At 51.6% G+C, this 22054-nt stretch carries 23 protein-coding genes; 7 read left to right on the top strand and 16 right to left on the bottom strand.

What is annotated here, in order from left to right:
- Positions 1 to 51 precede the first annotated feature (51 nt).
- Positions 52 to 2340 (bottom strand): FdhF/YdeP family oxidoreductase, encoded by a 2289-nt coding sequence (locus IB196_RS03590; protein WP_188231900.1) that lies wholly within the window; start codon positions 2338 to 2340, stop codon positions 52 to 54.
- A 217-nt stretch (positions 2341 to 2557) separates the two neighbouring features.
- Here IB196_RS03590 and yghU point away from each other — a divergent pair, with 217 nt between their 5' ends.
- The gene (gene yghU / locus IB196_RS03585) at positions 2558 to 3424 is read left to right on the top strand and encodes a glutathione-dependent disulfide-bond oxidoreductase (protein ID WP_005123150.1); all 867 of its coding nucleotides are present in this window, start codon (positions 2558 to 2560) and stop codon (positions 3422 to 3424) included.
- Positions 3425 to 3519: 95 nt separating this feature from the next.
- Here yghU and hybG read toward each other — a convergent pair whose 3' ends face one another.
- The 11 genes from hybG to yghX form a co-directional block, all read right to left on the bottom strand.
- Complete coding sequence (hybG, locus tag IB196_RS03580) at positions 3520 to 3768, bottom strand: hydrogenase maturation factor HybG (RefSeq protein WP_005123149.1); 249 nt, start codon at positions 3766 to 3768, stop codon at positions 3520 to 3522.
- Positions 3769 to 3798: 30 nt separating this feature from the next.
- Complete coding sequence (gene hypA, locus IB196_RS03575; RefSeq protein WP_188231899.1) at positions 3799 to 4140, bottom strand: hydrogenase maturation nickel metallochaperone HypA; 342 nt, start codon at positions 4138 to 4140, stop codon at positions 3799 to 3801.
- Positions 4133 to 4621 (bottom strand): hydrogenase-2 assembly chaperone, encoded by a 489-nt coding sequence (gene hybE, locus IB196_RS03570; RefSeq protein ID WP_005123148.1) that lies wholly within the window; start codon positions 4619 to 4621, stop codon positions 4133 to 4135. Before hybE ends, hypA begins: the two co-directional genes overlap by 8 nt.
- A complete protein-coding gene (locus IB196_RS03565) occupies positions 4614 to 5108 on the bottom strand; it encodes a HyaD/HybD family hydrogenase maturation endopeptidase (RefSeq protein WP_005123147.1) in 495 nt (164 codons plus the stop codon). Before IB196_RS03565 ends, hybE begins: the two co-directional genes overlap by 8 nt.
- Entirely contained in the window at positions 5108 to 6811 is a 1704-nt protein-coding gene (hybC, locus tag IB196_RS03560) for a hydrogenase 2 large subunit (RefSeq protein ID WP_005123146.1), read from the bottom strand. The genes IB196_RS03565 and hybC overlap by 1 nt, the downstream gene beginning before the upstream one ends.
- Complete coding sequence (gene hybB / locus IB196_RS03555; protein ID WP_005123144.1) at positions 6808 to 7986, bottom strand: Ni/Fe-hydrogenase cytochrome b subunit; 1179 nt, start codon at positions 7984 to 7986, stop codon at positions 6808 to 6810. Before hybB ends, hybC begins: the two co-directional genes overlap by 4 nt.
- Complete coding sequence (gene hybA, locus IB196_RS03550) at positions 7976 to 8962, bottom strand: hydrogenase 2 operon protein HybA (RefSeq protein WP_005123143.1); 987 nt, start codon at positions 8960 to 8962, stop codon at positions 7976 to 7978. The genes hybB and hybA overlap by 11 nt, the downstream gene beginning before the upstream one ends.
- 2 nt (positions 8963 to 8964) lie before the next feature.
- Positions 8965 to 10083, bottom strand: a complete 1119-nt coding sequence (hybO, locus tag IB196_RS03545) for a hydrogenase 2 small subunit (protein ID WP_040233985.1) — start codon at positions 10081 to 10083, stop codon at positions 8965 to 8967.
- A 188-nt stretch (positions 10084 to 10271) separates the two neighbouring features.
- Complete coding sequence (locus tag IB196_RS03540; RefSeq protein WP_003024490.1) at positions 10272 to 10559, bottom strand: DUF2623 family protein; 288 nt, start codon at positions 10557 to 10559, stop codon at positions 10272 to 10274.
- Positions 10560 to 10643: 84 nt separating this feature from the next.
- Positions 10644 to 12284 carry a methyl-accepting chemotaxis protein gene (locus tag IB196_RS03535; RefSeq protein ID WP_005123140.1) on the bottom strand — a complete coding sequence of 547 codons (1641 nt, stop codon included), beginning with the start codon at positions 12282 to 12284 and terminating at the stop codon, positions 10644 to 10646.
- A 215-nt stretch (positions 12285 to 12499) separates the two neighbouring features.
- Positions 12500 to 13387: a YghX family hydrolase gene (yghX, locus tag IB196_RS03530; protein WP_188231930.1), complete on the bottom strand. Its 888-nt coding sequence runs from the start codon at positions 13385 to 13387 to the stop codon at positions 12500 to 12502.
- A 155-nt stretch (positions 13388 to 13542) separates the two neighbouring features.
- Between yghX and IB196_RS03525 the strand changes: the two genes are divergently transcribed.
- A complete protein-coding gene (locus tag IB196_RS03525) occupies positions 13543 to 14583 on the top strand; it encodes an aldo/keto reductase (protein WP_188231898.1) in 1041 nt (346 codons plus the stop codon).
- 77 nt (positions 14584 to 14660) lie between these two features.
- On the opposite strand, the gene IB196_RS03520 is transcribed toward IB196_RS03525, so the two are convergent.
- Positions 14661 to 15164 carry a hypothetical protein gene (locus IB196_RS03520; protein WP_005123136.1) on the bottom strand — a complete coding sequence of 168 codons (504 nt, stop codon included), beginning with the start codon at positions 15162 to 15164 and terminating at the stop codon, positions 14661 to 14663.
- 103 nt (positions 15165 to 15267) lie between these two features.
- On the opposite strand from IB196_RS03520, the gene IB196_RS03515 reads away from it, so the two are divergent.
- Positions 15268 to 15672 carry a hypothetical protein gene (locus IB196_RS03515; protein ID WP_040233982.1) on the top strand — a complete coding sequence of 135 codons (405 nt, stop codon included), beginning with the start codon at positions 15268 to 15270 and terminating at the stop codon, positions 15670 to 15672.
- A gap of 1 nt (position 15673) precedes the next feature.
- Positions 15674 to 16081: a hypothetical protein gene (locus tag IB196_RS03510; protein WP_005123132.1), complete on the top strand. Its 408-nt coding sequence runs from the start codon at positions 15674 to 15676 to the stop codon at positions 16079 to 16081.
- A 75-nt stretch (positions 16082 to 16156) separates the two neighbouring features.
- On the opposite strand, the gene exbD is transcribed toward IB196_RS03510, so the two are convergent.
- Together exbD and exbB are read right to left on the bottom strand one after the other, a co-directional pair.
- Positions 16157 to 16582 (bottom strand): TonB system transport protein ExbD, encoded by a 426-nt coding sequence (gene exbD, locus IB196_RS03505; RefSeq protein WP_005123131.1) that lies wholly within the window; start codon positions 16580 to 16582, stop codon positions 16157 to 16159.
- Positions 16583 to 16588: 6 nt separating this feature from the next.
- Positions 16589 to 17323 (bottom strand): tol-pal system-associated acyl-CoA thioesterase, encoded by a 735-nt coding sequence (gene exbB, locus IB196_RS03500; protein ID WP_188231897.1) that lies wholly within the window; start codon positions 17321 to 17323, stop codon positions 16589 to 16591.
- Positions 17324 to 17574: 251 nt separating this feature from the next.
- Between exbB and metC the strand changes: the two genes are divergently transcribed.
- Together metC and yghB are read left to right on the top strand one after the other, a co-directional pair.
- Positions 17575 to 18762, top strand: a complete 1188-nt coding sequence (gene metC / locus IB196_RS03495; protein ID WP_005123128.1) for a cystathionine beta-lyase — start codon at positions 17575 to 17577, stop codon at positions 18760 to 18762.
- Between the two features lie 131 nt (positions 18763 to 18893).
- Positions 18894 to 19553 (top strand): DedA family general envelope maintenance protein YghB, encoded by a 660-nt coding sequence (yghB, locus tag IB196_RS03490; protein ID WP_003024510.1) that lies wholly within the window; start codon positions 18894 to 18896, stop codon positions 19551 to 19553.
- Positions 19554 to 19643: 90 nt separating this feature from the next.
- Here the strand turns inward: yghB and IB196_RS03485 are convergent, their stop codons facing one another.
- On the bottom strand, positions 19644 to 20543 hold the full coding sequence (locus IB196_RS03485) for an AraC family transcriptional regulator (protein WP_005123124.1): 900 nt from the start codon (positions 20541 to 20543) through the stop codon (positions 19644 to 19646).
- A 193-nt stretch (positions 20544 to 20736) separates the two neighbouring features.
- On the opposite strand from IB196_RS03485, the gene yqhD reads away from it, so the two are divergent.
- Positions 20737 to 21900: an alcohol dehydrogenase gene (yqhD, locus tag IB196_RS03480; RefSeq protein WP_149691764.1), complete on the top strand. Its 1164-nt coding sequence runs from the start codon at positions 20737 to 20739 to the stop codon at positions 21898 to 21900.
- The last annotated feature ends 154 nt before the right edge of the window (positions 21901 to 22054 follow it).

Below are 22054 nucleotides of genomic sequence, written 5' to 3'. Positions count from 1 at the left end.
ACACCTCAACGCAGCGGCTGGCGCTCAGAGGCGAAAAATTCACAGCAGGAACTACGCCTGGGTAAGGATGACCGGCACGCTTTTATACGCCGGAGTTAAGCTTTGTGTGTCCACCGCATCCAGCGACAGCAGGACATTCGCTTCCGGCAGATACGCCCCAATTGAACCCGCCGCCATGTTGTAAATCACCACCGTTAACCCGTACATCACGCGATCGGCACAGGGAAGCCCGTTATCGTCCAGCGCCTGAACGTTGACCACATCCCCCTGACTCAGCCCGCGAGCCGCTGCTTCCTGGGCACTCAAAAACACCACGTCGCGCCGACCGGTAATGCCACGATAGCGGTCGTTCATGCCATAGATAGTCGTATTATATTGATCGTGACTGCGCAACGTAGCCAGAACCAGCGCATCCGCAGGTTGGTTTTCCCGCACCACGGCCCGTTGGCGGCTGACGATAAAGTTGGCTTTGCCATTCTCCGTTCGCCATTCACGCCGCGAAGCAGGCGTATCCATACGAAATCCGCCTGGCTCGGCAATACGCGTGTTGTAGTTGTGGAATGCCGGAATCACAGCTTCAATGGCATCGCGGATCAGCGCGTAGTTCCCGGCTAACGTCTCCCAGTTGACCGGCGAGTGAGGCAGAGTGGCGCGTGCCATTGCCGCCACAATTGCCGGTTCAGACTTTAACCACCGCGAAGCGGGTTTCAGCCCACCACAGGAAGCGTGAACCATCGACATCGAATCTTCGACGGTGACTGACTGAATCCCCGTCGCCTGCATGTCGCGCTCGGTTCTGCCCAACGCGGGGAGCAGGTAGTTATGTTTTGCCAGCAGCAGGTGTGATCTGTTCAGTTTGGTCGCAACGTGAACCTGCAGATCCAGCTTTTTCATCGCCGCAAAGGTACGCTGCGGCTGCGGCATCGCCACCGCAAGGTTTCCCCCCATGCAGATAAGCGCTTTTGCCTCTCCCCGCTCGATGGCCCGAATACTCTCCACACTGGAACGGCCATGTTTGCGCGGAACACGGATAGAAAAATACGTCTCAAGGCGTTGCAGGAAATCTTCGGATGCCGCTTCGTTGATCCCTACCGAACGATCTCCCTGCACGTTAGAATGACCGCGCAACGGGCAAATCCCCGCCCCCAGCTTACCTATATTGCCTTTCAGCAGCAGCAGGTTTACCAGCTGCTGGACGTTCTCAGTGCCGTTTTTATGCTGGGTGATGCCCAGACCATAGCAAACAATCGTGGCGCGGGATTTACTGTAGCTGTGCGCCAGATCTTCCATCTGACTACGCATCAGTCCCGAGTCCTGTTCCAGCTCCGCCCAACTACGCTGGCGTAAGTCATCATACAGCGCGGCATATCCGGCGGTGTGCTCATCGATAAACGCATGATCGAGCGTCGGCTGCTGATCCAATAAGATCCGCGCTTCATCCATCTCGATCAGCGCCTTCATGATGCCTTTGAGCAGCGAGGCGTCACCGCCCATTTTGACCTGGTAGTATTCGCTGCTCAGTTCCGTCGCCTGACCGGTAAACATCTCTTTCGGACTTTGCGGGAAGCTAAAGCGCTCAAGCCCCCTTTCGTTCAGCGGATTAATGGAGATAATTTTAGCCCCGCGTCTGGCAACGTCGCGTAAGGTAGTCAGCATGCGCGGATGGTTGGTGCCAGGGTTATGCCCGATACAAATCACCAGATCGCAGTGGTCAAAATCCTCAAGTTCAACGGTTCCTTTTCCAAGGCCAATGGCCGGCGTTAGTCCTGCACTGGTCGGCCCGTGGCACATGTTTGAGCAATCAGGGAAGTTGCTGCTGCCATATTCGCGGGCAAACAGCTGATACAAAAACGCTGCCTCATTTGACGTTCTGCCGGAGGTGTAAAACTCAACCTGCCGGGCTGAATCATAACTGCGCAGACGCTCACCGATCTCATGGAAGGCGGTATCCCAATCCACCGCCTGCCAGGTATCTGACGCTGCATCGTATTTCATCGGATGCGTTAAACGACCGATATTTTCCAGCTCATAATCGCTGTAGTGCCAGAGTGTGGAAACCGGGTGACGGCTGAAAAATTCCGGTGACGCTTTCTTGCGGGTTGTCTCCCAGGAGACCGCCTTAACGCCGTTTTCGCACAGCTCCATTGGCGCGCGATGACCCGGGTCCGGCCACGCACAGCCCGGACAATCGAACCCTTTCACCTGGTTCATTTTGAACATCGCGATAATGTCGCGTACAACAGCCTTTTGCGAAAACAGCGAAGCAGTGACGGCTTTTACCGCGCCCCACCCACCCGCCGGGCCCTGATAACCGCTTACTCCTGGAACACCCTTTTTCATTATTACTGCTTATTCACCGCCAATTTTTGATGGTGAATACGGTAGCAATTTCCGTCCAACATTGATTTCCTCTTCATGGAGTACGGGCCAGGTACAATGAACGGGTTAGATTTATCTTCCCCTTTCAGCACAAAACGGCATAAAGTCCCAATCTGTTAAATTGAGTTCTACCTGGCTGCTACACTGCATCAAACAACCACTCAGAAGGCAGGTCACTATGTCAGACAATACCTATCAGCCCGCGAAAGTCTGGACGTGGGAAAAATCGAACGGCGGCGCATTCGCCAATATCAACCGCCCTGTTTCCGGCGCTACACACGAGAAAACGCTGCCGGTTGGCAAGCATCCGCTGCAGCTCTATTCTCTGGGTACGCCAAACGGGCAGAAAGTGACGATTATGCTGGAGGAGTTGCTGGCGCAGGGCGTGAAGGGCGCGGAATACGATGCCTGGATCATCCGTATTGGCGACGGCGATCAGTTTTCCAGCGGCTTTGTGGAGGTGAATCCGAACTCGAAGATCCCGGCGCTACGCGATCACTCGCAAAACCCACCGGTTCGCGTATTCGAATCTGGCGCAATCCTGCTCTATCTGGCAGAAAAATATGGTTATTTCCTGCCGCAGGATTTGGCTAAACGCACCGAAACGCTGAACTGGTTATTCTGGCTACAAGGCGCAGCCCCATTCCTCGGCGGTGGCTTTGGCCACTTCTACAACTATGCGCCAGTGAAGATTGAATACGCGATTAATCGCTTCACCATGGAAGCCAAGCGCTTACTCGACGTGTTGGATAAACAGTTAGCGCAGCATCAGTTTGTCGCCGGAGATGAATACACCATTGCCGATATGGCGGTCTGGCCGTGGTTTGGCAATGTGGTATTGGGCAACGTGTACGACGCGGCAGAGTTCCTTGACGCCGGAAGTTACAAGCACGTGCAGCGCTGGGCAAAAGAGGTGGCAGCGCGTCCGGCGGTTAAACGTGGTCGGATTGTAAACCGCACTAACGGACCGCTGAACGAGCAGCTTCATGAACGCCATGACGCCAGCGACTTCGATACCCATACCGAAGATAAGCGCCAGGCTTAAAATGCCTGATGGCGACGCCGGGGTGTCTTATCTGGCCTACAAAGACGCCCTGGCGTAGGCCGGATAAGGCGTTTGCGCCGCCATCCGGCATAAAATCATGCGCTGGTGACGTCATACTCCATGCGGCGAAGTGCATCCAATGTGAATTTAGCTTCATCTTCATCAATGATGCTCATGGCGAACCCTACGTGCACCAGCACCCATTGCCCGACCAGTTCGGCAGGCTCGCCTTCACATATCAGGGCAATATTGACATCACGCTTGATGCCGCACACTTCAACCTGCGCAAGCTGGTGAATATCTTCACCAACGGCCAGAATCTGACCAGGGACTCCAATACACATATCTGACTCCGCCCCATAGCAACCTATGGGCTATTCGACTTCAATACTTTTCACTTTCAGTGAATCGCCCGCATCAACTCGCAGACGATCCCCCTGACAATGTGGACACTGCGCATCATGCTGGGTGATTTCCACAACCTGACTGCAATCCCAGCACCACGCCTGGGCAGGTTTGTAATCAATATGCAGCTCACATCCTTGCGCCAGCGTACCCTGACAGACGATGTCGAAACTGAAACGGACGGCACTCTCCTCAACGCAGGAGAGCGCGCCAATTTCCAGCCAAACGCCGGTTACACGTTTGACACTGTGCTGCTCTGCCTGCTGTTGAACAATCTCAACCGCGCTCTGACACAGGGACAGCTCATGCATTTTCGCAGTTCCGCCGGCCCAGCAGCAGCGCGCGGCGGTTGAGCTGCGGCGCATTTGGATCGCTCACCGGCAGCGATAACAGCATTCGCGCACAATCGTCAGTCAGGCGCACACCTTCTTGCGCAGACATGCTGTGCGAAAGCGGCGACATCAGCGAGCAGGAGAGGTATTGCGATACACCCTCCAGTTCACCCACGGTAAAGGTCATTTCGCCATAAGGCAGACGCAACCCGATTTTTTCGCTGACTTTACGCACCGGCCAGACCTGATCCGGCCCAGGGAAAATCAGCGCGCTGAGCATCCAGGGTGTGATAACACACCCCGTCCACTGTCCTTCAAACAGCGTAAAATCAGAGACATACACCGGCATATTCGGATGCAGAAAAGAAAGATCGTGCATCGAACGCCGGGCAACCTCTTCAAACGCGGCCTGAATTTGCTGCTTCGGGGCTGTCTGAAAGCCTAAGAACTCCTCAGACATGTGCCTTCTCCCGTGGAATCGCTTCAACGCCAGACTCGCGCAGCGCAGCAAGAACCTGCTCAAGCGCAGGTTCAATCATCGCTTCAACCGTTGGCGTTAGCCCGATATGCGGCTCCAGCGATTCCGGAATAACGCCGACTAAAGTCAGCTTTGTCGGGAACTCGCCGGTGAAACGCAGGGCCGACAAAACGTCGGCCAGGCCAAGCTGGTGCGGTGAGATTTTGTTGGTAAACAGCGCCGGGATCTCTTCATCCCGCAGGACCATCATCGTTCCTGGCGTGTTTTTCTTCGACACAATGGCGTCAGCAATGATCAGATGATCTCTGTTCGCCATATCGCCAAGAAGCTCCATCCCAGCCGTACCACCGTCCAGAACATCAACAAAGTCTGGCAGGATGTACCGTTGCTCTAATGCCTCAACGATACGTACCCCGATGGCTTCGTCGGTCAGCAAAATATTGCCGACCCCTAAGACTAATATCCGCATTACAGAACCTTAACTGAGACCACTTCGTTCCCGTCAACGTCCACCACATGCACCGCACATGACATACAAGGGTCGAAGGAGTGAATGGTACGAACCACTTCCAGCGGTTTGTTTGGATCGGCAATCGGCGTACCTACCAGCGAGCGCTCATACGGTCCCACTTCATCATTAAAGTTACGTGGGCCAGAGTTCCATGTTGACGGTACAACCGCCTGGTAGTTGCTGATAATGCCATCTTTAATCACCATCCAGTGAGACAGCATACCGCGCGGTGCTTCGAGGAAACCAACACCTTTGAATTCGCCTGTTGCCGGAATATCCGGTTTCACGAAGGTGGTGTGGTCGCCTTTACCGATGTTCACGATCAGCGCGTTGTACTGATCCTGCAGAACGTTCTGCAGTTCACAGCAGTGAACGGTACGACCAATGATACGGCCCAGCGTAGAGTGCAGCTGCGACACTTCGATAGTTTTACCGGTCAGCCTGGTGTAAATCGCGATGATTTCATTCAGCTTGGCATGGGTAGACTCGCGTTTGGCCGCCAGTTTACACAGCATGTTAGCCAGCGGACCCACTTCAACCGTTTTACCGTAGAAGGTCGGCGCTTTAACCCAGGAGTACTTGCCGTCATCTGACCAACCGGTGTAATCAGGAACCGTTGTGCCTTCCCACGGAGCCTGCGGCGCTTCGTCTTTGTACCACGCGTGTTTCGCACTCTCCTGAATCCCTTTGATCAGGTACTCATCGGAGTGAGAGGTGATCGGACGATAGGTCGACAGATCTTCATTAGTGATGTAACCGCCCGGGAACAGGAAGCTGCCGTTTTTACCGTCAGTCGGGAATTCCGGCGCGCTCAGATAGTTAACCGCGCCCTGACCACGTTCCAGCCACTCCGGATAGAACGCAGCAATGACCGCGGTATCAACCTTGTAAACCTGCTCAACGAAGTCGCTCAGCTTATCAATGAAAGACTTGATGTACATCAGGCGTTCAAGGTTCAGCACACCAAGACCGTCGAGGTTAATCGGGTTAGCAACCCCACCTACCGCCAGGTTCTGGATGTGCGGCGTTTTACCGCCCAACAGCGCCACAACGCGGTTGGCATCACGCTGGCATTCCAGCGCCTGCAGGTAGTGAGCGACCGCAATCAGGTTCACTTCCGGCGGCAGCTGCATTGCCGGGTGACCCCAGCAACCGTTGGCAAAAATACCTAACTGACCGCTGGCAACAAGGTCTTTGATCTTGTTCTGAACCTTAGTGAACTCTTCTGCACTGTTCAGGTGCCAGGAGGACACGCCGTTCAGCATGGCAGACGCTTTCGCTGGATCGGCCTTCAGCGCAGAGGTGATATCCACCCAGTCCAGCGCAGAGAGCTGATAGAAGTGAACAATGTGGTCATGCGTGGTGTGTGCGGCCAGAATGATGTTACGGATGTACTGTGCGTTTACCGGAACATCAATATTCAGCGCGCTTTCAGCTGCACGAACAGAAGAGATAGCGTGAGTTGTGGTGCAAACACCACAAATACGCTGCACAATCATCCAGGCATCGCGCGGATCGCGATTTTTCACGATCTCTTCCATGCCGCGCCACATGGTACCGGAAGCCCATGCTTTAGATACCACGCCATTTTCGATTTCGCAGTCGATGCGTAAATGACCCTCAATACGGGTTACCGGATCAATAGTAATTCTCTGGCTCATGCTTTGCTCGCCTCATGACGATTTTGATCGTTTTGTTTTAAAGGAGGAAGTATCGGCAGTAGACGAATGAGTACGATGTATGCACAAATCTCAATAGCCACAAAACCAATAGAAATCAACAGTTCTTCCCAGGTCGGGAAGTAGTGGTAGCCACCACCAGGATTGAATGCCACCAGCGAATAGGACAGACGCCATGTTGCACAACCCAGCAATGCGCTCAACGCGGACAGATACAGCATACGCGAGTCATTGCGCAGCTTCGTGACACGCAGCACCACCAGCGGGAAGACCATCAGCACGACTTCAATCCAGAACATCACGGAGTAAAGATCGCCTGCAAACGCATACGACAGCTTGTCGCGGTAGATCAACTCGCCAAAGCGCAGAACCACGAAAATCGCCAGCAGCACGCTGATGGTGTTCGTCAGCTTGATGAACAAACTTTTCTCGTCCGGACCGTTACCTTTCAGACCCGCTTGTACCAGTGAGCCTTCAAAAATGACGATAGAGAAGCCCATTATAAAGGCGGTTAATACCGAGAAAAGTGGCAACATTTCATAAGCTTGCCATAGCGGATGTACTTTATAGCCCGCAGAAATCATCAATGAACCCATTGAAGACTGGTGCATGGTCGGCAGCAGCGCGCCGAGAGCGATAATAAAGAACATCACTTTATTCAAACGTTTGAGCGATACTTTCCAGCCCAGACGTTCAAACAAGGCCGGAGCAAATTCCAGCGCCATGATACCGATATAGATGGTCATACAGACCGCCGTTTCAAACAGTACCGAGTTCACGTTGAAGTGACCCGGAATGTAGAAATACGGCAGGTTCCAGTAACGACCGACGTCAATGGTGATCGACAAACCACCCAGCGAGTAACCAAACAGGCTGGCCAGCAGCGCCGGACGTACCAGTGGATGGTATTGTCCTCTGTTGAAAACATACACCGCCCACGCCAGCGCCCAACCACCACACGCGAAACCGGTACCGATCAACAGGTCAAACGCGATCCATACGCCCCACGGGAAACCGCCGTTCAGATCGGAGACTGAACCCAGTCCGAAGACCAGACGTTTTACGATCAGGAGCATACACAGGACGATTAACGGCCCAAAAATAATGACCGGTTTGCTGATTATTCTTCCGCCCAGCGGTTTAGGATCATGACTCATGATCGTCTCCTCCATCGTGATGGTCGTTTTTCGTATTACGACGAACCAGCACGGTTAAGCCCGCCAGCGCTGCCAGGGGTAAAATCATGCCCTTATACAGGGAATGTTGAACATGTTCGGAACGCGCACCGGTTGACAGGTCATCCAGTTTTGGCAGATCCAAATCCTCGTAAGGAACACCCGTCAGCACCATAACCTGCGTACCACCGCCTTCCTTTTCACCGTACAGGTGCGGGTAGTACTTCGGTACCGTATGCAGATAGGTATCACCAGCGTTCACTGTCTGACGCGGATAGTGGTATTCGCTGCCAGGCTTCAGTGCGAGACGTTTTTTCGCCTCAGCCATCAGCTCTTCACGCGTACCAAAAATCACTGCACCGGCAGGACACACTTCAACACACCCCGGTAAACCACCTTTGTCCAGACGTTCAACGCCTTTCTGGTTACACAGTTCACATTTATGCAGCGCACCAAACGGGTTGTTGTAGTCGTATTTAGGGACGTTGTACGGGCAGGCAACCATGCAATAACGGCAGCCGGTACAGACATCTTTGTCATAGTGGACGATGCCGGTTTTCGGGTCTTTCTTCAGCGCGGAAACCGGGCAAACGGAGACGCAGTTCGGATCGACACAGTGCATGCACTGTTTCTTAATGTATGCGTAGCCATTTTCTTCCTGGTCTTTGTTAACGCCAGTTCCGCTACGCCATACCTGGATGATGTTATTGGTATACGGAGACAACTTGTCGTTGTTCGACCAGGTCTGCTCGCCTTCCGGATTACGCGCCGGGAAGTTGATATCCTGACACTTGGTGACGCAGGCCTGGCAGCCTACGCACAGCGTCGAATCATAGAGCATCCCAAGAGAACCCGGGATCGGCGGACGGTTTTCTGCAGCCGCATGGCTGATGGACGGCGCGGCGCCCAACAGCAATGCCCCGCTGGAGGCTGCTTTAATAAAGTTACGTCTGTTCACGGTTATTCTCCCCGTGAGTCAGCGTTATCTTTCTTCTGCTGACGCCCCAGTTCACGAACCGCCATCACGCTGACACCGGCAACCAGTCCTACTACGCCACCAAGCAGCCCAATCGCTCCGGCAGAAACATTGCCGCCTTCTTTCATATTGACATCTGGCTTCTCGGAACGCGGCGTTTGGTTTTCCACATGAGCAAGCTGGTGAATACCTTTATGGAAACCGACGCCTTCTTCGTTACAGCCGTAGCAAGGGTGACCAATAGCCACCGGCCATACGCCGCCAACGTCGCAGAATTGCAGCGTTGAACAGTTGCCATAGGTTTCGGGTCCTTTACAGCCCAGATGGTAGAGGCACCAACCTTCACGGTGGCCTTCATCGCCGAACTCTTTCGCAAAACGACCGGCATCAAAGTGCGGGCGACGTTCGCAGTGTTCATGAATCAAACGGCCATAGGCGAATGTCGGACGGTTTTTGGTATCCAGCTTCGGCGGCTTACCGTAAGTGATGATATGCGCGACAGTCGCGAGGAAGTTATGCGGGTTAGGCGGACAGCCTGGGATGTTGATGATGGTTTTGCCTGGCAGAACTTCTTGCAAGCCGACTGCCCCCGTTGGGTTCACGCCAGCGGCAGCTACACCACCCCATGCGGCACAAGAGCCGATAGCGATGATAGCTGCTGCACCTTCGGCCGCTCTGCGGATGTGATCCACAATTGGCTCACCGGCAACCATGCAGTAAATACCATTATCTTTTAGTGGTATAGAACCATCTACCACCAGAACATATTGCCCTTTGTACTTCTCCAGAGCGTTATGTTTGTTCTCTTCGACCTGGTGGCCAAAGGCGGCAGAGAGCACCTCATGATATTCAAGAGAGATCGTCTCCAGAACGAGGTTTTCCACTGTAGGGTGTGTCGCACGAAGCAGCGATTCAGTACAACCCGTACACTCCTGAGCACCAATCCAGATAACCGGTGGGCGCTGAGGACGAGAAACTGATTCGGCCATTTCTGCGGCGGCTTTGCTACTGAGCCCCATGGTAGCGGCCAGTGCTGCACAAAGCTTCATGAAATCACGGCGATTGATGCCGTTCGAATTGATGAGAGAATTATCTCCAGTCATTTTATTGTTATTCCGTTGCGAAGACCTGGCTTTTATTTTGCACCATTCGCATGTTGCTTATTGCGATCGGCGCGCCATTACCACACTTTTTATATGGTTATGTGCATTATAATACTTCGGCGGAGCAACAAAACGAAGGCGTAGGTCAATAGTGTAATTAATTAAAGCAAGATAATACCCCTTTTGGATCAAGCTTCGAGCCGATAGCCGGCCATGAAAAAACGAATTGTTGTACTCGACTGGTTCTCTTTGAAGAAATCCATCACCATCTCTTTATCCAGCCCGTAACGACGCGTCAGGATCCCCGCTTCCCACGCGCTGAGCTGTCGGTCACCCGTTTTTTCAAACATTCGATGTGAAAAACCCAGAACAAAACCGCGCTTATAATCTGCACAAAAATTCGCCACTGAACGAGCACTGTCCGCACTTGAGGCGTTCAATCCGGCCATCAGGCCCTTACCAAAATGGTTGTCCATGCATAACCTCCAATCGCTATATAATAAATTATATAGCGATTTTTTAAGCAAAGGCCAGAGGTATCACGCACTTTTTGTGCCAGATTAAAAGGACACCCACTCGTCCGTTTTAGGCGCTGCAGCGGTTCTGTCTTCAGCGGAAGGGGAAGCAGTATTGGCAGCGGCGTATTGCACATCGTTGGCTGAAAGCCGGAATTGTTGTACAGAGCGTTGCAGCTCTTCCGTTTGCCGTTCCAGCGCCACTGCAGCAGCGGATACTTGTTCTACCAACGCGGCATTCTGTTGCGTCACGCTGTCCATCTGAGTGATCGCAACACTGACCTGCGAGATACCTTTATTTTGCTCTTCAGAAGCAGAGGCAATTTGTTTCATGATAACGGTCACTTCGGTCGCGCCGCGCAGAATTGCCTCCATCGTTAACCCGGTCTCTTTAACCAGACGAGCGCCCTGATCGACACGACGCGACGATTCACCAATCAGCGTCTCAATCTCTTTTGCCGCACCGGCGCTACGGCTGGCAAGGTTACGTACTTCACCAGCAACGACGGCAAAACCACGTCCCTGTTCACCAGCCCTGGCCGCTTCAACGGCGGCGTTGAGCGCCAGAATGTTGGTCTGGAAAGCAATGCTATTAATGACGGAGGTAATTTCTGCGATCTGTTTAGAACTGGCAGCAATACCGTCCATGGTGTCAACCACTTCAGAAACCAGGGTGCTGCCTTTACCCGCCGTCTCTGTCGCCGTATCGGCAAGCTGGCTGGCCTCACGCGCATTTTCGGCGTTAAGTTTTACCGTGGCGGTCAGTTGCTCCATGCTGGCAGCGGTCTCTTCCAGCGCCGCGGCCTGCTCCTCAGTACGGGAAGAGAGATCGTTATTACCGCTGGAAATCTCCGTTGCGCCTCGCCAGATATTGTCACTGCCTGAACGAATCGTACTTACGGCTTCACGCAGGCTGTCCTGCATTGCGCACAATAAAGGGACCAGTTGGCCCACGCAGTTACGCCCAAAATCTTCAATCGGATGGCTGAGATCGCCCTGGGCAATCTGGCGGAACTGCTGGCGAATGCGATCGAGAGGTTTCACCATCATGGTAACGAGGTAACGATCGGTGAAGAACAGGAGGGCGATCCCGAGGATAACGGCAGTAATAATCAGTGTCCGAATGATCGACGTTTTACCGTCTACCATAATACGCGTCGCATCAAGTCTCTTTCCGGCGGTGGCATCAAACCGTTCAGCGCTGGCACCAAATTCACGGCTCAGTGCGGGCGTAATCGTGCTGGCATGTTCCGAAAACGCCGTAAGCGAGCCCTGCTGCGCCAGTTGCATTTGCGGTATCACACCTTTATCCAGCAAAGCTTGCCACCTGGCCAGCACTGCTGCTGAAATTTCCGGGTCCATAGGGCCTGGAGACAATGTTTTCATCTCCTGGAGCTTTTGGCTCAGATTATCCAGCGATTGCTGGGCAGGTGTAAAATCAGGCGTTCCACCGCCAATTTTGACATCCACAGCACGGCTCAGGCGTGTCACAAAGCGAAAGTACTGATCGTTCCCCTGACTCAGCACCGTCATCTGTTTGACGAGATGGCGGTCAATATCATTCCCTTCTGATATTTTTGATAAAGCATGCAGACTGAATAAACCCACGCCCGACCAGAGCAGGCAAAAAAGTCCCAGTATTGCCAGCATGACAATACGAATAGTGAAGTTTTTCAGCAAATACATAATAATTTCCTTGCCATTGATGAGGAATTCGCCATCAGGCGATACTTCCCCTTGTTATCGGCAGGCAATGAAGAAGATATAATACGTTCTTTATTTTTTTACTTTTTTAAGTCTATCTATTATTCCTGCTGGTCATATCAATATGAATGTTAATGAAATTAGGTAGCATTATTATTCAGATAATTAACCTAAAGCTGTAAATAATGCGTTGTTTTTCATAACAAATATTTATCAAACCAGGCAAGAGTGCGTTCCCAGGCTAAATCAGCAGCTGCTTTATCATAACGGGGGGTCGAATCGTTATGAAAACCATGATTAACACCGGGATAGATATATGCTTGATAGATTTTCTTATTCGCTTTGAGTGCGGCTTCATAAGCGAGCCAGCCTTCATTAATTCGTGTGTCTAGTTCTGCATAGTGTAATAATAAAGGCGCATTAATTTTAGGGACATCGGAAGCAGGAACCTGACGCCCATAAAAGGGCACCGCACAGGCCAGTTCAGGGAAAGCAACAGCCGCTGCATTCGCCACACCACCACCGTAGCAAAATCCAGTGATCCCCACCTTTCCCGTCGCCATCGAATAACGCTGCATAAACTCAATAGCGGCAAAAAAATCATTCATCAGCTTAACGGGATCAACCTGCTGCTGTAATTCCCGGCCTTTATCATCATTGCCGGGATAACCTCCCAGTGAACTTAATCCATCGGGTGCCAGCGCAATATAACCCGCCTTCGCCACCCGCCGTGCTACATCCTCAATATACGGATTCAGCCCACGATTCTCATGTACCACTACCACCGCCGGAACCTTCCCCGTCACCTTCGCGGGTTTCACCAGATAACCTCGCACATCACCATGCCCATCAGGCGATGGATAGGTAATGTATTCTGCCAGAATATCGGGATCGGTAAATTCTACCTGCGTTGCCAGGGCATAGTTCGGTTTCAGCAAATTGAATAGCGCCAGTGCCGTCATACCACCTACCGCATATTTCGCCGCCAGATTCAGAAACTCGCGTTTCGTAATTTTGCCATGGGCGTAATAGTCATAGTAAGCGAGTAACTCCTGCGGAAAGTCTTTAGCAGTCAAACGCGGCATGGTCGCACTCCTGAGTGATGTTTTTTTAAGCAAAGCACAGTGATCTGTTTTTGCCCAGTTTTTCATCCCAGTGTGACCTGGTGAACGGGATATTCAGTGGGAACTCGCTAGAATAGAAACGTTGTTTCGAAATTCACCTGCACTAAGGAGATCTCATGGCCTGGTTTGCCAATCCTGAACGTTATGAGCAAATGCTCTATCGCTACTGTGGGCGCAGCGGCTTGCGCCTGCCCGCGCTGTCGCTGGGCTTATGGCACAGTTTTGGACACGTTCACGCTCTGGATTCACAACGAGCACTGCTGCGAAAAGCATTTGATTTAGGGATAACACATTTTGATTTAGCCAATAACTACGGGCCGCCTCCGGGCAGTGCTGAAGAGAATTTTGGTCGATTGTTGCGCGAGGATTTTGCACAATATCGTGATGAATTGATCATCTCAACCAAAGCGGGTTACGACATGTGGCCGGGGCCGTACGGTTCTGGCGGCTCACGCAAGTATCTGCTGGCCAGCCTCGACCAGAGCCTCAAGCGCATGGGTCTCGACTACGTCGATATCTTCTATTCGCACCGCGTTGACGAAAATACACCGATGGAAGAGACTGCTTCCGCGCTGGCCCATGCCGTGCAAAGTGGCAAAGCACTGTATGTCGGCATCTCATCTTATTCGCCAGAGCGCACGCAGAAGGTGGCCGAACTGCTGCGGGAATGGAAAATTCCGCTGCTTATCCACCAGCCATCCTACAACCTGCTTAACCGCTGGGTAGACAGCAGCGGCTTGCTGGATACGCTGGAATCCAACGGGATGGGCTGTATTGCCTTCACCCCGTTGGCGCAGGGGCTCCTGACAGGGAAATACCTCAACGGTATTCCTGATGGTTCCCGTATGCAGCGTGAAGGGAAAAAAGTCCGTGGACTGACGGAAAATATGCTAACGGAAGCAAATCTTAACAGTCTGCGTTTGCTCAATGAGATGGCCCAACAACGTGGGCAGTCGATGGCGCAAATGGCGTTAAGCTGGCTACTAAAAGATAACCGGGTCACATCGGTATTAATTGGCGCCAGCCGACCTGAGCAGTTGGAAGAGAACGTTCAGGCACTGGCAAACCTGACTTTCAGTGCCGAAGAACTGGCACAGATCGATAAACATGTCGCGGACGGTAAGCTCAATCTGTGGCAAGCCTCATCAGACAAGTAACGATCTGACCATTACGCCGGGTGTAGTCCTACCCGGCGTAATGGCCTGCTGATGAGAGTGGGCAAGTAAATCTCGCCTCACACCTCGTCCTCTTTAATCAACGGACGCTGGTATTCCGGCCATACCAGGGCGACAAGTGCAGGATAGGCTTCAAGGCTGAACTCCCTGAAGCACTGCCGCAAGTTAAGCACATCCAGATCGGCGTGCGGGACTTTCTCCCCGCTGAGGCAGCGCTTTTTAATATTGTCATAATACTTATAAACCGCAGAGTTAAGATCGCTACAGCGCCGCTGCGCGTCAAAGAGCCCCGGCGTTTCATTCAGCTCCACCATTGTCATCCGCTTGACTGTGGAGTGGATAAAATCAATATATTCGTGATTGACTCGCCAATACCATACCGGAGTAATCGAATTCATCAGGGCAGAAAAATGATCTTCTCCCTCTTCTTTACTTAGCATTTCTGGCTGGTACTGTGCGTTAACATCTTCTGTATAACGGTTTTTATTTGCACTACGCATTAGCAAAAGTACCCCGCAGGTCAGCAATAGCAGGGTAATAACAGAATAAAATATACTGTTCATAGCGGGCTCCATTTTTTTTGATTTTAAAATTACCCCATGCTATTGTCAACGCGGCCTACCTTATTAAAAACATCATATTATTGGCAGCAAAGGATATTTCAACATGCTTCCCGAGCATCTTGTTCCCTCTCGTTTTCATTTATCCGCAACCCCGAACAATACAAACACCACAGAAAATAGTGAAAATTTGACTCAGGGGAAGATAACGCTAAGTGATTACGAATCAGAAATTTTGATTAGTTCCGCAGCTACCGGCCAGTCCCGGAATATGTTATTTGAAGAGTGTGATCGTCATTTAAAAGAGCGTCTTTTCCGCGCTGCAAAAATTGAGTCATTTACTCGTCTGCTCAATTCATTACAGGCGGAAGGCGACATTAACGCCCAGGAATTAAGTAAAATTTTGGCCAAAAAAACAGCCATGATAAATGAACAAGGCAACAAAATTTGGCTTAATTTAATTACTCGCGAAACCAACGATCCTATTTTTTATTCTCTGGAAGAGAAATAAAATGAAAGATGTTGAAGATAATAATGTTTATTTGGCTTTAGATAACCACAAAAGCGATGAGTTTGTCTTAAAACAAAATCTGTCTGTGTTGATAGCCAATAAAAACGCGACGCTGGAAAGCCTTGCTCAAGAGATGGTTTCTATACCCGCCGCGCTGGTGCGGATGAAATGGCAAAATCGTCATGAAATCTACGCACTGCAAGCCAAAGAAGAGATTTACGGTGCCACTATCGAGGCCATCATCGCTCAGCAACCAGAATTGCGGGACAAAATCATGGCCCGTCTGGAAAGCACATACCAGCATCTGCTTGCACGTGAAACTGCCACACTGCGCCTGACCCGTAAGCTATCCGAAGGGAATTACGAACCCACAAAAATCACTACGGTAGCGCTGGACGAGAACAGATAAGGCAAAAGATTTGCAGGGAAATGATATCAGGAGAAGCTTGCCGGGTAAGGTCAAACCTGTACCCGGCAACAAGGATTATTTGGCTTTCACGGTCTCTTCACCGACCAAACCAATCTTCAGGTAGCCCGCCTGATGCAGCGTATCCATAACCTTCATCATGGTTTCGTAGTCAACGGTTTTATCTGCCCGGAAGAAGACAGTAGTGTCTTTCTTGCCTTCAGTTAGCGCGTTTAGCTCGTTAATCATCGTCTCATCGGTGACCTGATCGTTACCAATAAACATGGTGTTATCGGCTTTTACTGACAGGTAAACCGGTTTTTCCGGACGCGGTTGCGGCGTACTGGTGGATGCAGGAAGATTGACCTTCACATCCACGGTTGCCAGTGGCGCTGCCACCATAAAGATGATCAATAATACCAACATGACGTCGATAAACGGTGTCACGTTGATATCATGCATTTCACCGTTATCGTCCAGGTTTTCATTAAAGCTCATTGCCATGGAACATTATCCTACACGTAATTTCTGCGCAGCACGTACCGGGTGTGCAGACGCGCTTGCACTCAGGTCCAGGTCACGACTTTGCAGCAACAGCACCTGCGCAGCGACATCGCCCAGCATCGCTTTATAGCTGCCAATCTGACGAGCAAAAATGTTGTAGATAACCACAGCAGGGATTGCCGCGACCAGACCGATCGCCGTCGCTAACAGAGCTTCTGCAATACCCGGCGCAACAACAGCCAGGTTGGTGGTTTGGGTTTGCGCGATACCGATGAAGCTATTCATGATGCCCCATACTGTACCAAACAACCCGACAAATGGAGAGATAGCCCCGATGGTTGCCAGGTATCCATTACCCCGCCCCATCTGACGTCCAACGGCGGCAACGCGACGTTCCAGACGGAAACCGGTACGCTCTTTGATCCCTTCGTTGTCATCACTGCCTGCTGACAGTTCCAGTTCATTCTGCGCTTCATTAATCAGCAGAGAACCCAGGCTTTTGGCATCGAATCCAGCGGCAATCTCACTTGCCTGATCTAAAGAGCGGGCATCTGCCAGCATGCGCTGTTCACGCTTAAGACGGCGCTTCTGCGTAAAGAACTCAAGGCTCTTACTAAAGAAGATAGCCCAGGTGACCACTGACGCCAAAATCAGCCCAATCATCACGCACTTAACCACGATATCGGCGTGCTGATACATACCCCAGACGGAAAGGTCCGTCTGCATCAAATTATTACCCACTCTGTATCTCCAGAACGCAAATCACAAAATCTGAGCGTAATCATATCAAAACGACGTCGAATTGATAGTCGTTCTCATTACTATTTACATAGTGCCGCACCTTTGGTTTCTTTTCCTTGCGCTCACGCAGTAAAAAAGTTACCAGAAATCGATTTGAGAATATTTTGTACTTTATGACTATTCTGCAGGACGCGGCAGATGCGATTCATGCTAGTTTAGACATCCAGACGTATAAAAACAGGTCGAACAACATGGCAGATAAACAACTTGAAACCAAACTCGTGCACGCAGGACGCAGTAAAAAGTACACGCTGGGTTCGGTAAATAGCGTGATCCAGCGCGCTTCTTCGCTGGTTTTTGACTCCGTAGAGGCCAAAAAACAAGCCACCCATAACCGTGCTAACGGCGCGCTTTTCTACGGACGTCGCGGCACGCTGACGCATTTCTCCCTGCAGGAGGCGATGTGCGAACTGGAAGGCGGCGCGGGCTGCGCCCTGTTCCCCTGCGGTGCAGCAGCCGTTGCCAACACCATCCTTGCCTTTGTTGAACAAGGCGATCATGTGCTGATGACAAACACCGCCTATGAACCCAGCCAGGATTTCTGCACTAAGGTGCTGGGCAAGCTTGGCGTGACAACCGGCTGGTTCGATCCGCTGGTCGGCGCGGATATTGTGAAGCATATACAACCGAATACTAAAGTCGTTTTTCTTGAGTCTCCAGGTTCTGTCACCATGGAAGTTCATGATGTTCCAGCCATTGTTGCCGCAGTCAGAAGCGTAGTGCCTGACGCGATCATCATGATTGATAACACCTGGGCTGCCGGGGTGCTGTTCAAGGCGCTGGATTTTGGCATCGATATTTCTATTCAGGCAGGCACCAAATATCTGATTGGTCATTCTGACGGCATGGTTGGGACAGCGGTATCCAATGCCCGTTGCTGGGATCAACTGCGTGAAAACGCCTATCTGATGGGACAAATGCTGGATGCCGATACCGCCTATATGACCAGCCGCGGATTGCGGACGTTAAGCGTTCGCCTGCGCCAACACCATGAAAGCAGTTTAAAAGTCGCCGAGTGGTTGGCTGACCATCCGCAGGTTTCCCGCGTGAATCACCCGGCACTTCCCGGCAGCAAGGGACACGAGTTCTGGAAACGCGACTTTACCGGTAGCAGCGGTCTGTTCTCATTTGTTTTGAATAAGAAGCTAGATAGTGCAGAACTGTCTGCTTACCTGGATCACTTCAGCCTGTTCAGCATGGCCTATTCCTGGGGCGGTTTTGAATCACTGATTCTGGCTAACCAACCGGAACATATCGCGGCAATCCGTCCGCAAGGCAAAGTGGACTTCAGCGGAACGCTCATCCGTTTACACATCGGTTTAGAAAATGTTGACGATCTGATTGCTGATTTAGCCGCAGGATTTGCCCGCATCGAGTAAAATTGCCATAGATGGACATATATGCAGACACTTCTGGTGGAAAAGTCTGCAATTGTTGCGTCCGGGATCAAGGCATCCCGGACAATTCAGGAGTACAATCCACCCATAAACGCTGTTCCACAGGAAAGTCCATGGTAGTCATTCAAGATATTGTCTCCGCGCTCTGGCAACACGATTTTGCCGCGCTGGCGGATCCGCATGTTGTGAGCGTAGTGTACTTCGTTATGTTCGCCACACTGTTTTTAGAAAATGGCCTGCTGCCCGCCTCCTTCTTACCCGGAGACAGCCTGTTATTGCTGGCAGGGGCGCTGATCGCTCAGGACGTGATGAGTTTTTTACCTACCATAGCTATTCTGACTGCCGCCGCCAGTCTCGGTTGCTGGCTGAGCTACATTCAGGGACGCTGGCTGGGCAACACACGGACGGTAAAAGGCTGGCTGGCGCAATTACCTGAAAAGTATCATCAGCGCGCCACCTGTATGTTTGACCAACACGGGCTGATGGCGCTGCTGGCCGGACGTTTCCTGGCATTCGTTCGTACCTTGCTGCCAACCATGGCGGGGATTTCGGGGCTGCCTAACCGTCGCTTCCAGTTTTTTAACTGGCTGAGCGGTCTGCTGTGGGTCACTGTGGTCACCAGTTTCGGCTATGCGCTCAGTATGATCCCGTTTGTTAAACGCCACGAAGATCAGGTAATGACCTTTTTAATGATCCTGCCAATCGCCCTGTTAACCGCAGGTCTGTTGGGAACGCTGTTTGTGGTGATCAAAAAAAAATACTGTAGCGCCTGAACCGCATCCGTAGGCCGGATACTCTCCGGCATTTCGCCATATGGCGCACAGCGTTTAGGCCTACGGGATACCTGTCAGGCCGACAAGAAATCAACTCCCCTGCATCATCCGAATTCTGGCTGCATCCTCTCCAGGCGTTACGCCAAAGTAACGTTTGAACTCCCGACTAAACTGCGATGCACTCTCATAACCCACGCGCATTGCCGCCGCACTGGCTTTCATCCCGTCATGAATCATCATCATCCGCGCTTTATGCAATCGATAGCTCTTCAGATACTGCAACGGTGAAGTACTGGTCACCGATTTAAAATTATGATGGAACGCCGACACGCTCATATTGGCTTCTGCCGCCAGCTGTTCTACATTGAGATTTTCGGTGTATTTGGTTTCAATCCGCTTCAGCACACGGCTTATCAAACTGAAATGTGTCTGGCGACTGACCAGCGCCAATAACGCCCCTCCACGCGGCCCGGTCAGCACATGGTAGAGGATCTCACGAATAATCTGTTTTCCCAGAATACGTGCATCCAATGGCCGTTCCATCACATCCAGCAGGCGTTCCGCTGCACAGAGAATTTCATCGGATAGCGTCGCGGAGTTGATCCCGCTTGCCGCCATTGCGGGCTGGAACAGTTCATCCTCCCCAATATCCATCAGCAATTCCTGCAATTGCAGGATATCGACGTTCAGGCGGATACCAGCCAACGGAACGTCCGGTGTCGCATAAGTTTCACATTCAAAGGGTAAAGGTACTGTGAGCAGTAAGTATTCGTTGGCATCATAGCGAAAGACACGCTCGTTGATATAACCAATTTTATATCCTGAAAAGAGAAATATAATGCCAGGCTGATACATCACTGGTGTGCGCCCCCCAGGTTCAGAGCCATACAGTAAGCGAATATCAGGCAGCAGATCATTTAATTTATTTTCATTATTTTTCAGCTGGTTAATTTTATCTGTCAGCAGGAGACAGATCTCATCACGGTTCATAGGGCACCATTTCATCATTGATTTGCAACCCTGATATAGTGCGCACTTTTATCCATTTTCTCCAGTAGTCTGTAGAAATGGGCAAGACATCGGCAGAAATGAGCATTGAGAGGAACGCTTCTGACGACCACAATGTTCACCATCAGGCAGGCACTCGCCTACCCTCTTTTTTACCCACACAAGGTAACGAGCAATGAACAACTTTAATCTCCATACCCCAACCCGCATTCTGTTTGGTAAAGGCGCGATTGCAGAACTGCGCGACCAAATCCCACAGAATGCTCGCGTACTGATTACCTACGGCGGTGGTAGCGTGAAAAAAACCGGCGTTCTGGCACAGGTTCAGGATGCACTGAAAGGCCTGGACGTGCTGGAATTTGGCGGTATTGAGCCGAACCCGTCTTATGAAACGCTGATGAACGCGGTAAAAATTGTCCATGATGAGAAGGTGACATTCCTGCTGGCGGTAGGCGGCGGTTCTGTTCTTGATGGCACAAAATTCATCGCCGCAGCGGCACATTATGCTGACGGTGTTGACCCGTGGCGCATTCTGGAAACCCACGGTAACGACGTACAAAGCGCCATCCCAATGGGCTCGGTACTGACCCTGCCGGCAACCGGCTCTGAATCTAACTCCGGCGCGGTAATTTCGCGCAAAACGACTGGCGACAAACTGGCCTTCATGACCCCGTTTGTCCAGCCCGTATTTGCTGTGCTCGATCCGGTTTACACCTATACCCTGCCGCCGCGTCAGGTTGCCAACGGCGTGGTAGATGCTTTTGTTCATACTGTAGAACAATATGTGACTTATCCGGTAGACGGGAAAATTCAGGATCGCTTTGCCGAAGGCATTCTGCTGACGCTGATAGAAGACGGTCCAAAAGCGTTGCAGGAGCCGGAAAATTACAACGTACGTGCAAACGTCATGTGGGCAGCCACTCAGGCGCTGAACGGCCTGATCGGCGCAGGCGTACCGCAGGACTGGGCAACCCATATGCTGGGTCACGAGTTGACGGCGATGCACGGACTTGACCACGCTCAGACACTGGCAATCGTCCTGCCTGCATTGTGGAATGAAAAACGCAATACCAAGCGTGCCAAACTGCTGCAATACGCAGAACGCATCTGGAATATCACCGAAGGCTCCGAAGACCAGCGCATTGATGCCGCGATTGCCGCCACCCGTCAATTCTTCGAACAAATGGGTGTACCGACTCGCCTGTCTGACTACGGTCTGGATGGCAGCTCCATCCCGGCACTGCTGGAAAAACTGCAAGCGCATGGCGGCACGAAACTGGGTGAACATCAGGATATTACTCTGGACGTCAGCCGCCGGATTTACGAAGCTGCCCGCTAAGGTTTTTTAACCTCCGACTTTCGTTTTTGGCTATTTATACCAGGCTTAAGTCACACCTAACTCACCGGGGGCTGCTCCGGTGAACTCAATTTACACCCAATCATTCATGATGCATCGAGGCGGCAATTGAGTGAATCCCCGGGAGCGTACATAA

The sequence above is a fragment of the Citrobacter sp. C6_1 genome (assembly GCF_014596835.2).
Taxonomy (GTDB): Bacteria; Pseudomonadota; Gammaproteobacteria; order Enterobacterales; family Enterobacteriaceae; genus Citrobacter; species Citrobacter pasteurii.
This window is presented reverse-complemented; position numbering and strand designations above follow the sequence as displayed.

Excerpts from the sequence above, each read along its gene's own strand:
- IB196_RS03515 (WP_040233982.1), top strand. The coding sequence starts at position 15,268 with ATGCTTCCCGAGCATCTTGTTCCCTCTCGTTTTCATTTATCCGCAACC.
- hybE (WP_005123148.1), bottom strand. The coding sequence starts at position 4,621 with ATGTCTGAGGAGTTCTTAGGCTTTCAGACAGCCCCGAAGCAGCAAATT.
- exbD (WP_005123131.1), bottom strand. The coding sequence starts at position 16,582 with ATGGCAATGAGCTTTAATGAAAACCTGGACGATAACGGTGAAATGCAT.
- yqhD (WP_149691764.1), top strand. The coding sequence starts at position 20,737 with ATGAACAACTTTAATCTCCATACCCCAACCCGCATTCTGTTTGGTAAA.
- IB196_RS03520 (WP_005123136.1), bottom strand. The coding sequence starts at position 15,164 with ATGAACAGTATATTTTATTCTGTTATTACCCTGCTATTGCTGACCTGC.
- IB196_RS03485 (WP_005123124.1), bottom strand. The coding sequence starts at position 20,543 with ATGAACCGTGATGAGATCTGTCTCCTGCTGACAGATAAAATTAACCAG.
- IB196_RS03540 (WP_003024490.1), bottom strand. The coding sequence starts at position 10,559 with ATGGACAACCATTTTGGTAAGGGCCTGATGGCCGGATTGAACGCCTCA.
- IB196_RS03535 (WP_005123140.1), bottom strand. The coding sequence starts at position 12,284 with ATGTATTTGCTGAAAAACTTCACTATTCGTATTGTCATGCTGGCAATA.
- IB196_RS03510 (WP_005123132.1), top strand. The coding sequence starts at position 15,674 with ATGAAAGATGTTGAAGATAATAATGTTTATTTGGCTTTAGATAACCAC.
- yghU (WP_005123150.1), top strand. The coding sequence starts at position 2,558 with ATGTCAGACAATACCTATCAGCCCGCGAAAGTCTGGACGTGGGAAAAA.
- IB196_RS03590 (WP_188231900.1), bottom strand. The coding sequence starts at position 2,340 with ATGAAAAAGGGTGTTCCAGGAGTAAGCGGTTATCAGGGCCCGGCGGGT.
- hybC (WP_005123146.1), bottom strand. The coding sequence starts at position 6,811 with ATGAGCCAGAGAATTACTATTGATCCGGTAACCCGTATTGAGGGTCAT.
- IB196_RS03525 (WP_188231898.1), top strand. The coding sequence starts at position 13,543 with ATGGCCTGGTTTGCCAATCCTGAACGTTATGAGCAAATGCTCTATCGC.
- hybB (WP_005123144.1), bottom strand. The coding sequence starts at position 7,986 with ATGAGTCATGATCCTAAACCGCTGGGCGGAAGAATAATCAGCAAACCG.
- IB196_RS03565 (WP_005123147.1), bottom strand. The coding sequence starts at position 5,108 with ATGCGGATATTAGTCTTAGGGGTCGGCAATATTTTGCTGACCGACGAA.
- yghB (WP_003024510.1), top strand. The coding sequence starts at position 18,894 with ATGGTAGTCATTCAAGATATTGTCTCCGCGCTCTGGCAACACGATTTT.
- hybG (WP_005123149.1), bottom strand. The coding sequence starts at position 3,768 with ATGTGTATTGGAGTCCCTGGTCAGATTCTGGCCGTTGGTGAAGATATT.
- metC (WP_005123128.1), top strand. The coding sequence starts at position 17,575 with ATGGCAGATAAACAACTTGAAACCAAACTCGTGCACGCAGGACGCAGT.
- yghX (WP_188231930.1), bottom strand. The coding sequence starts at position 13,387 with ATGCCGCGTTTGACTGCTAAAGACTTTCCGCAGGAGTTACTCGCTTAC.
- hybO (WP_040233985.1), bottom strand. The coding sequence starts at position 10,083 with ATGACTGGAGATAATTCTCTCATCAATTCGAACGGCATCAATCGCCGT.
- hypA (WP_188231899.1), bottom strand. The coding sequence starts at position 4,140 with ATGCATGAGCTGTCCCTGTGTCAGAGCGCGGTTGAGATTGTTCAACAG.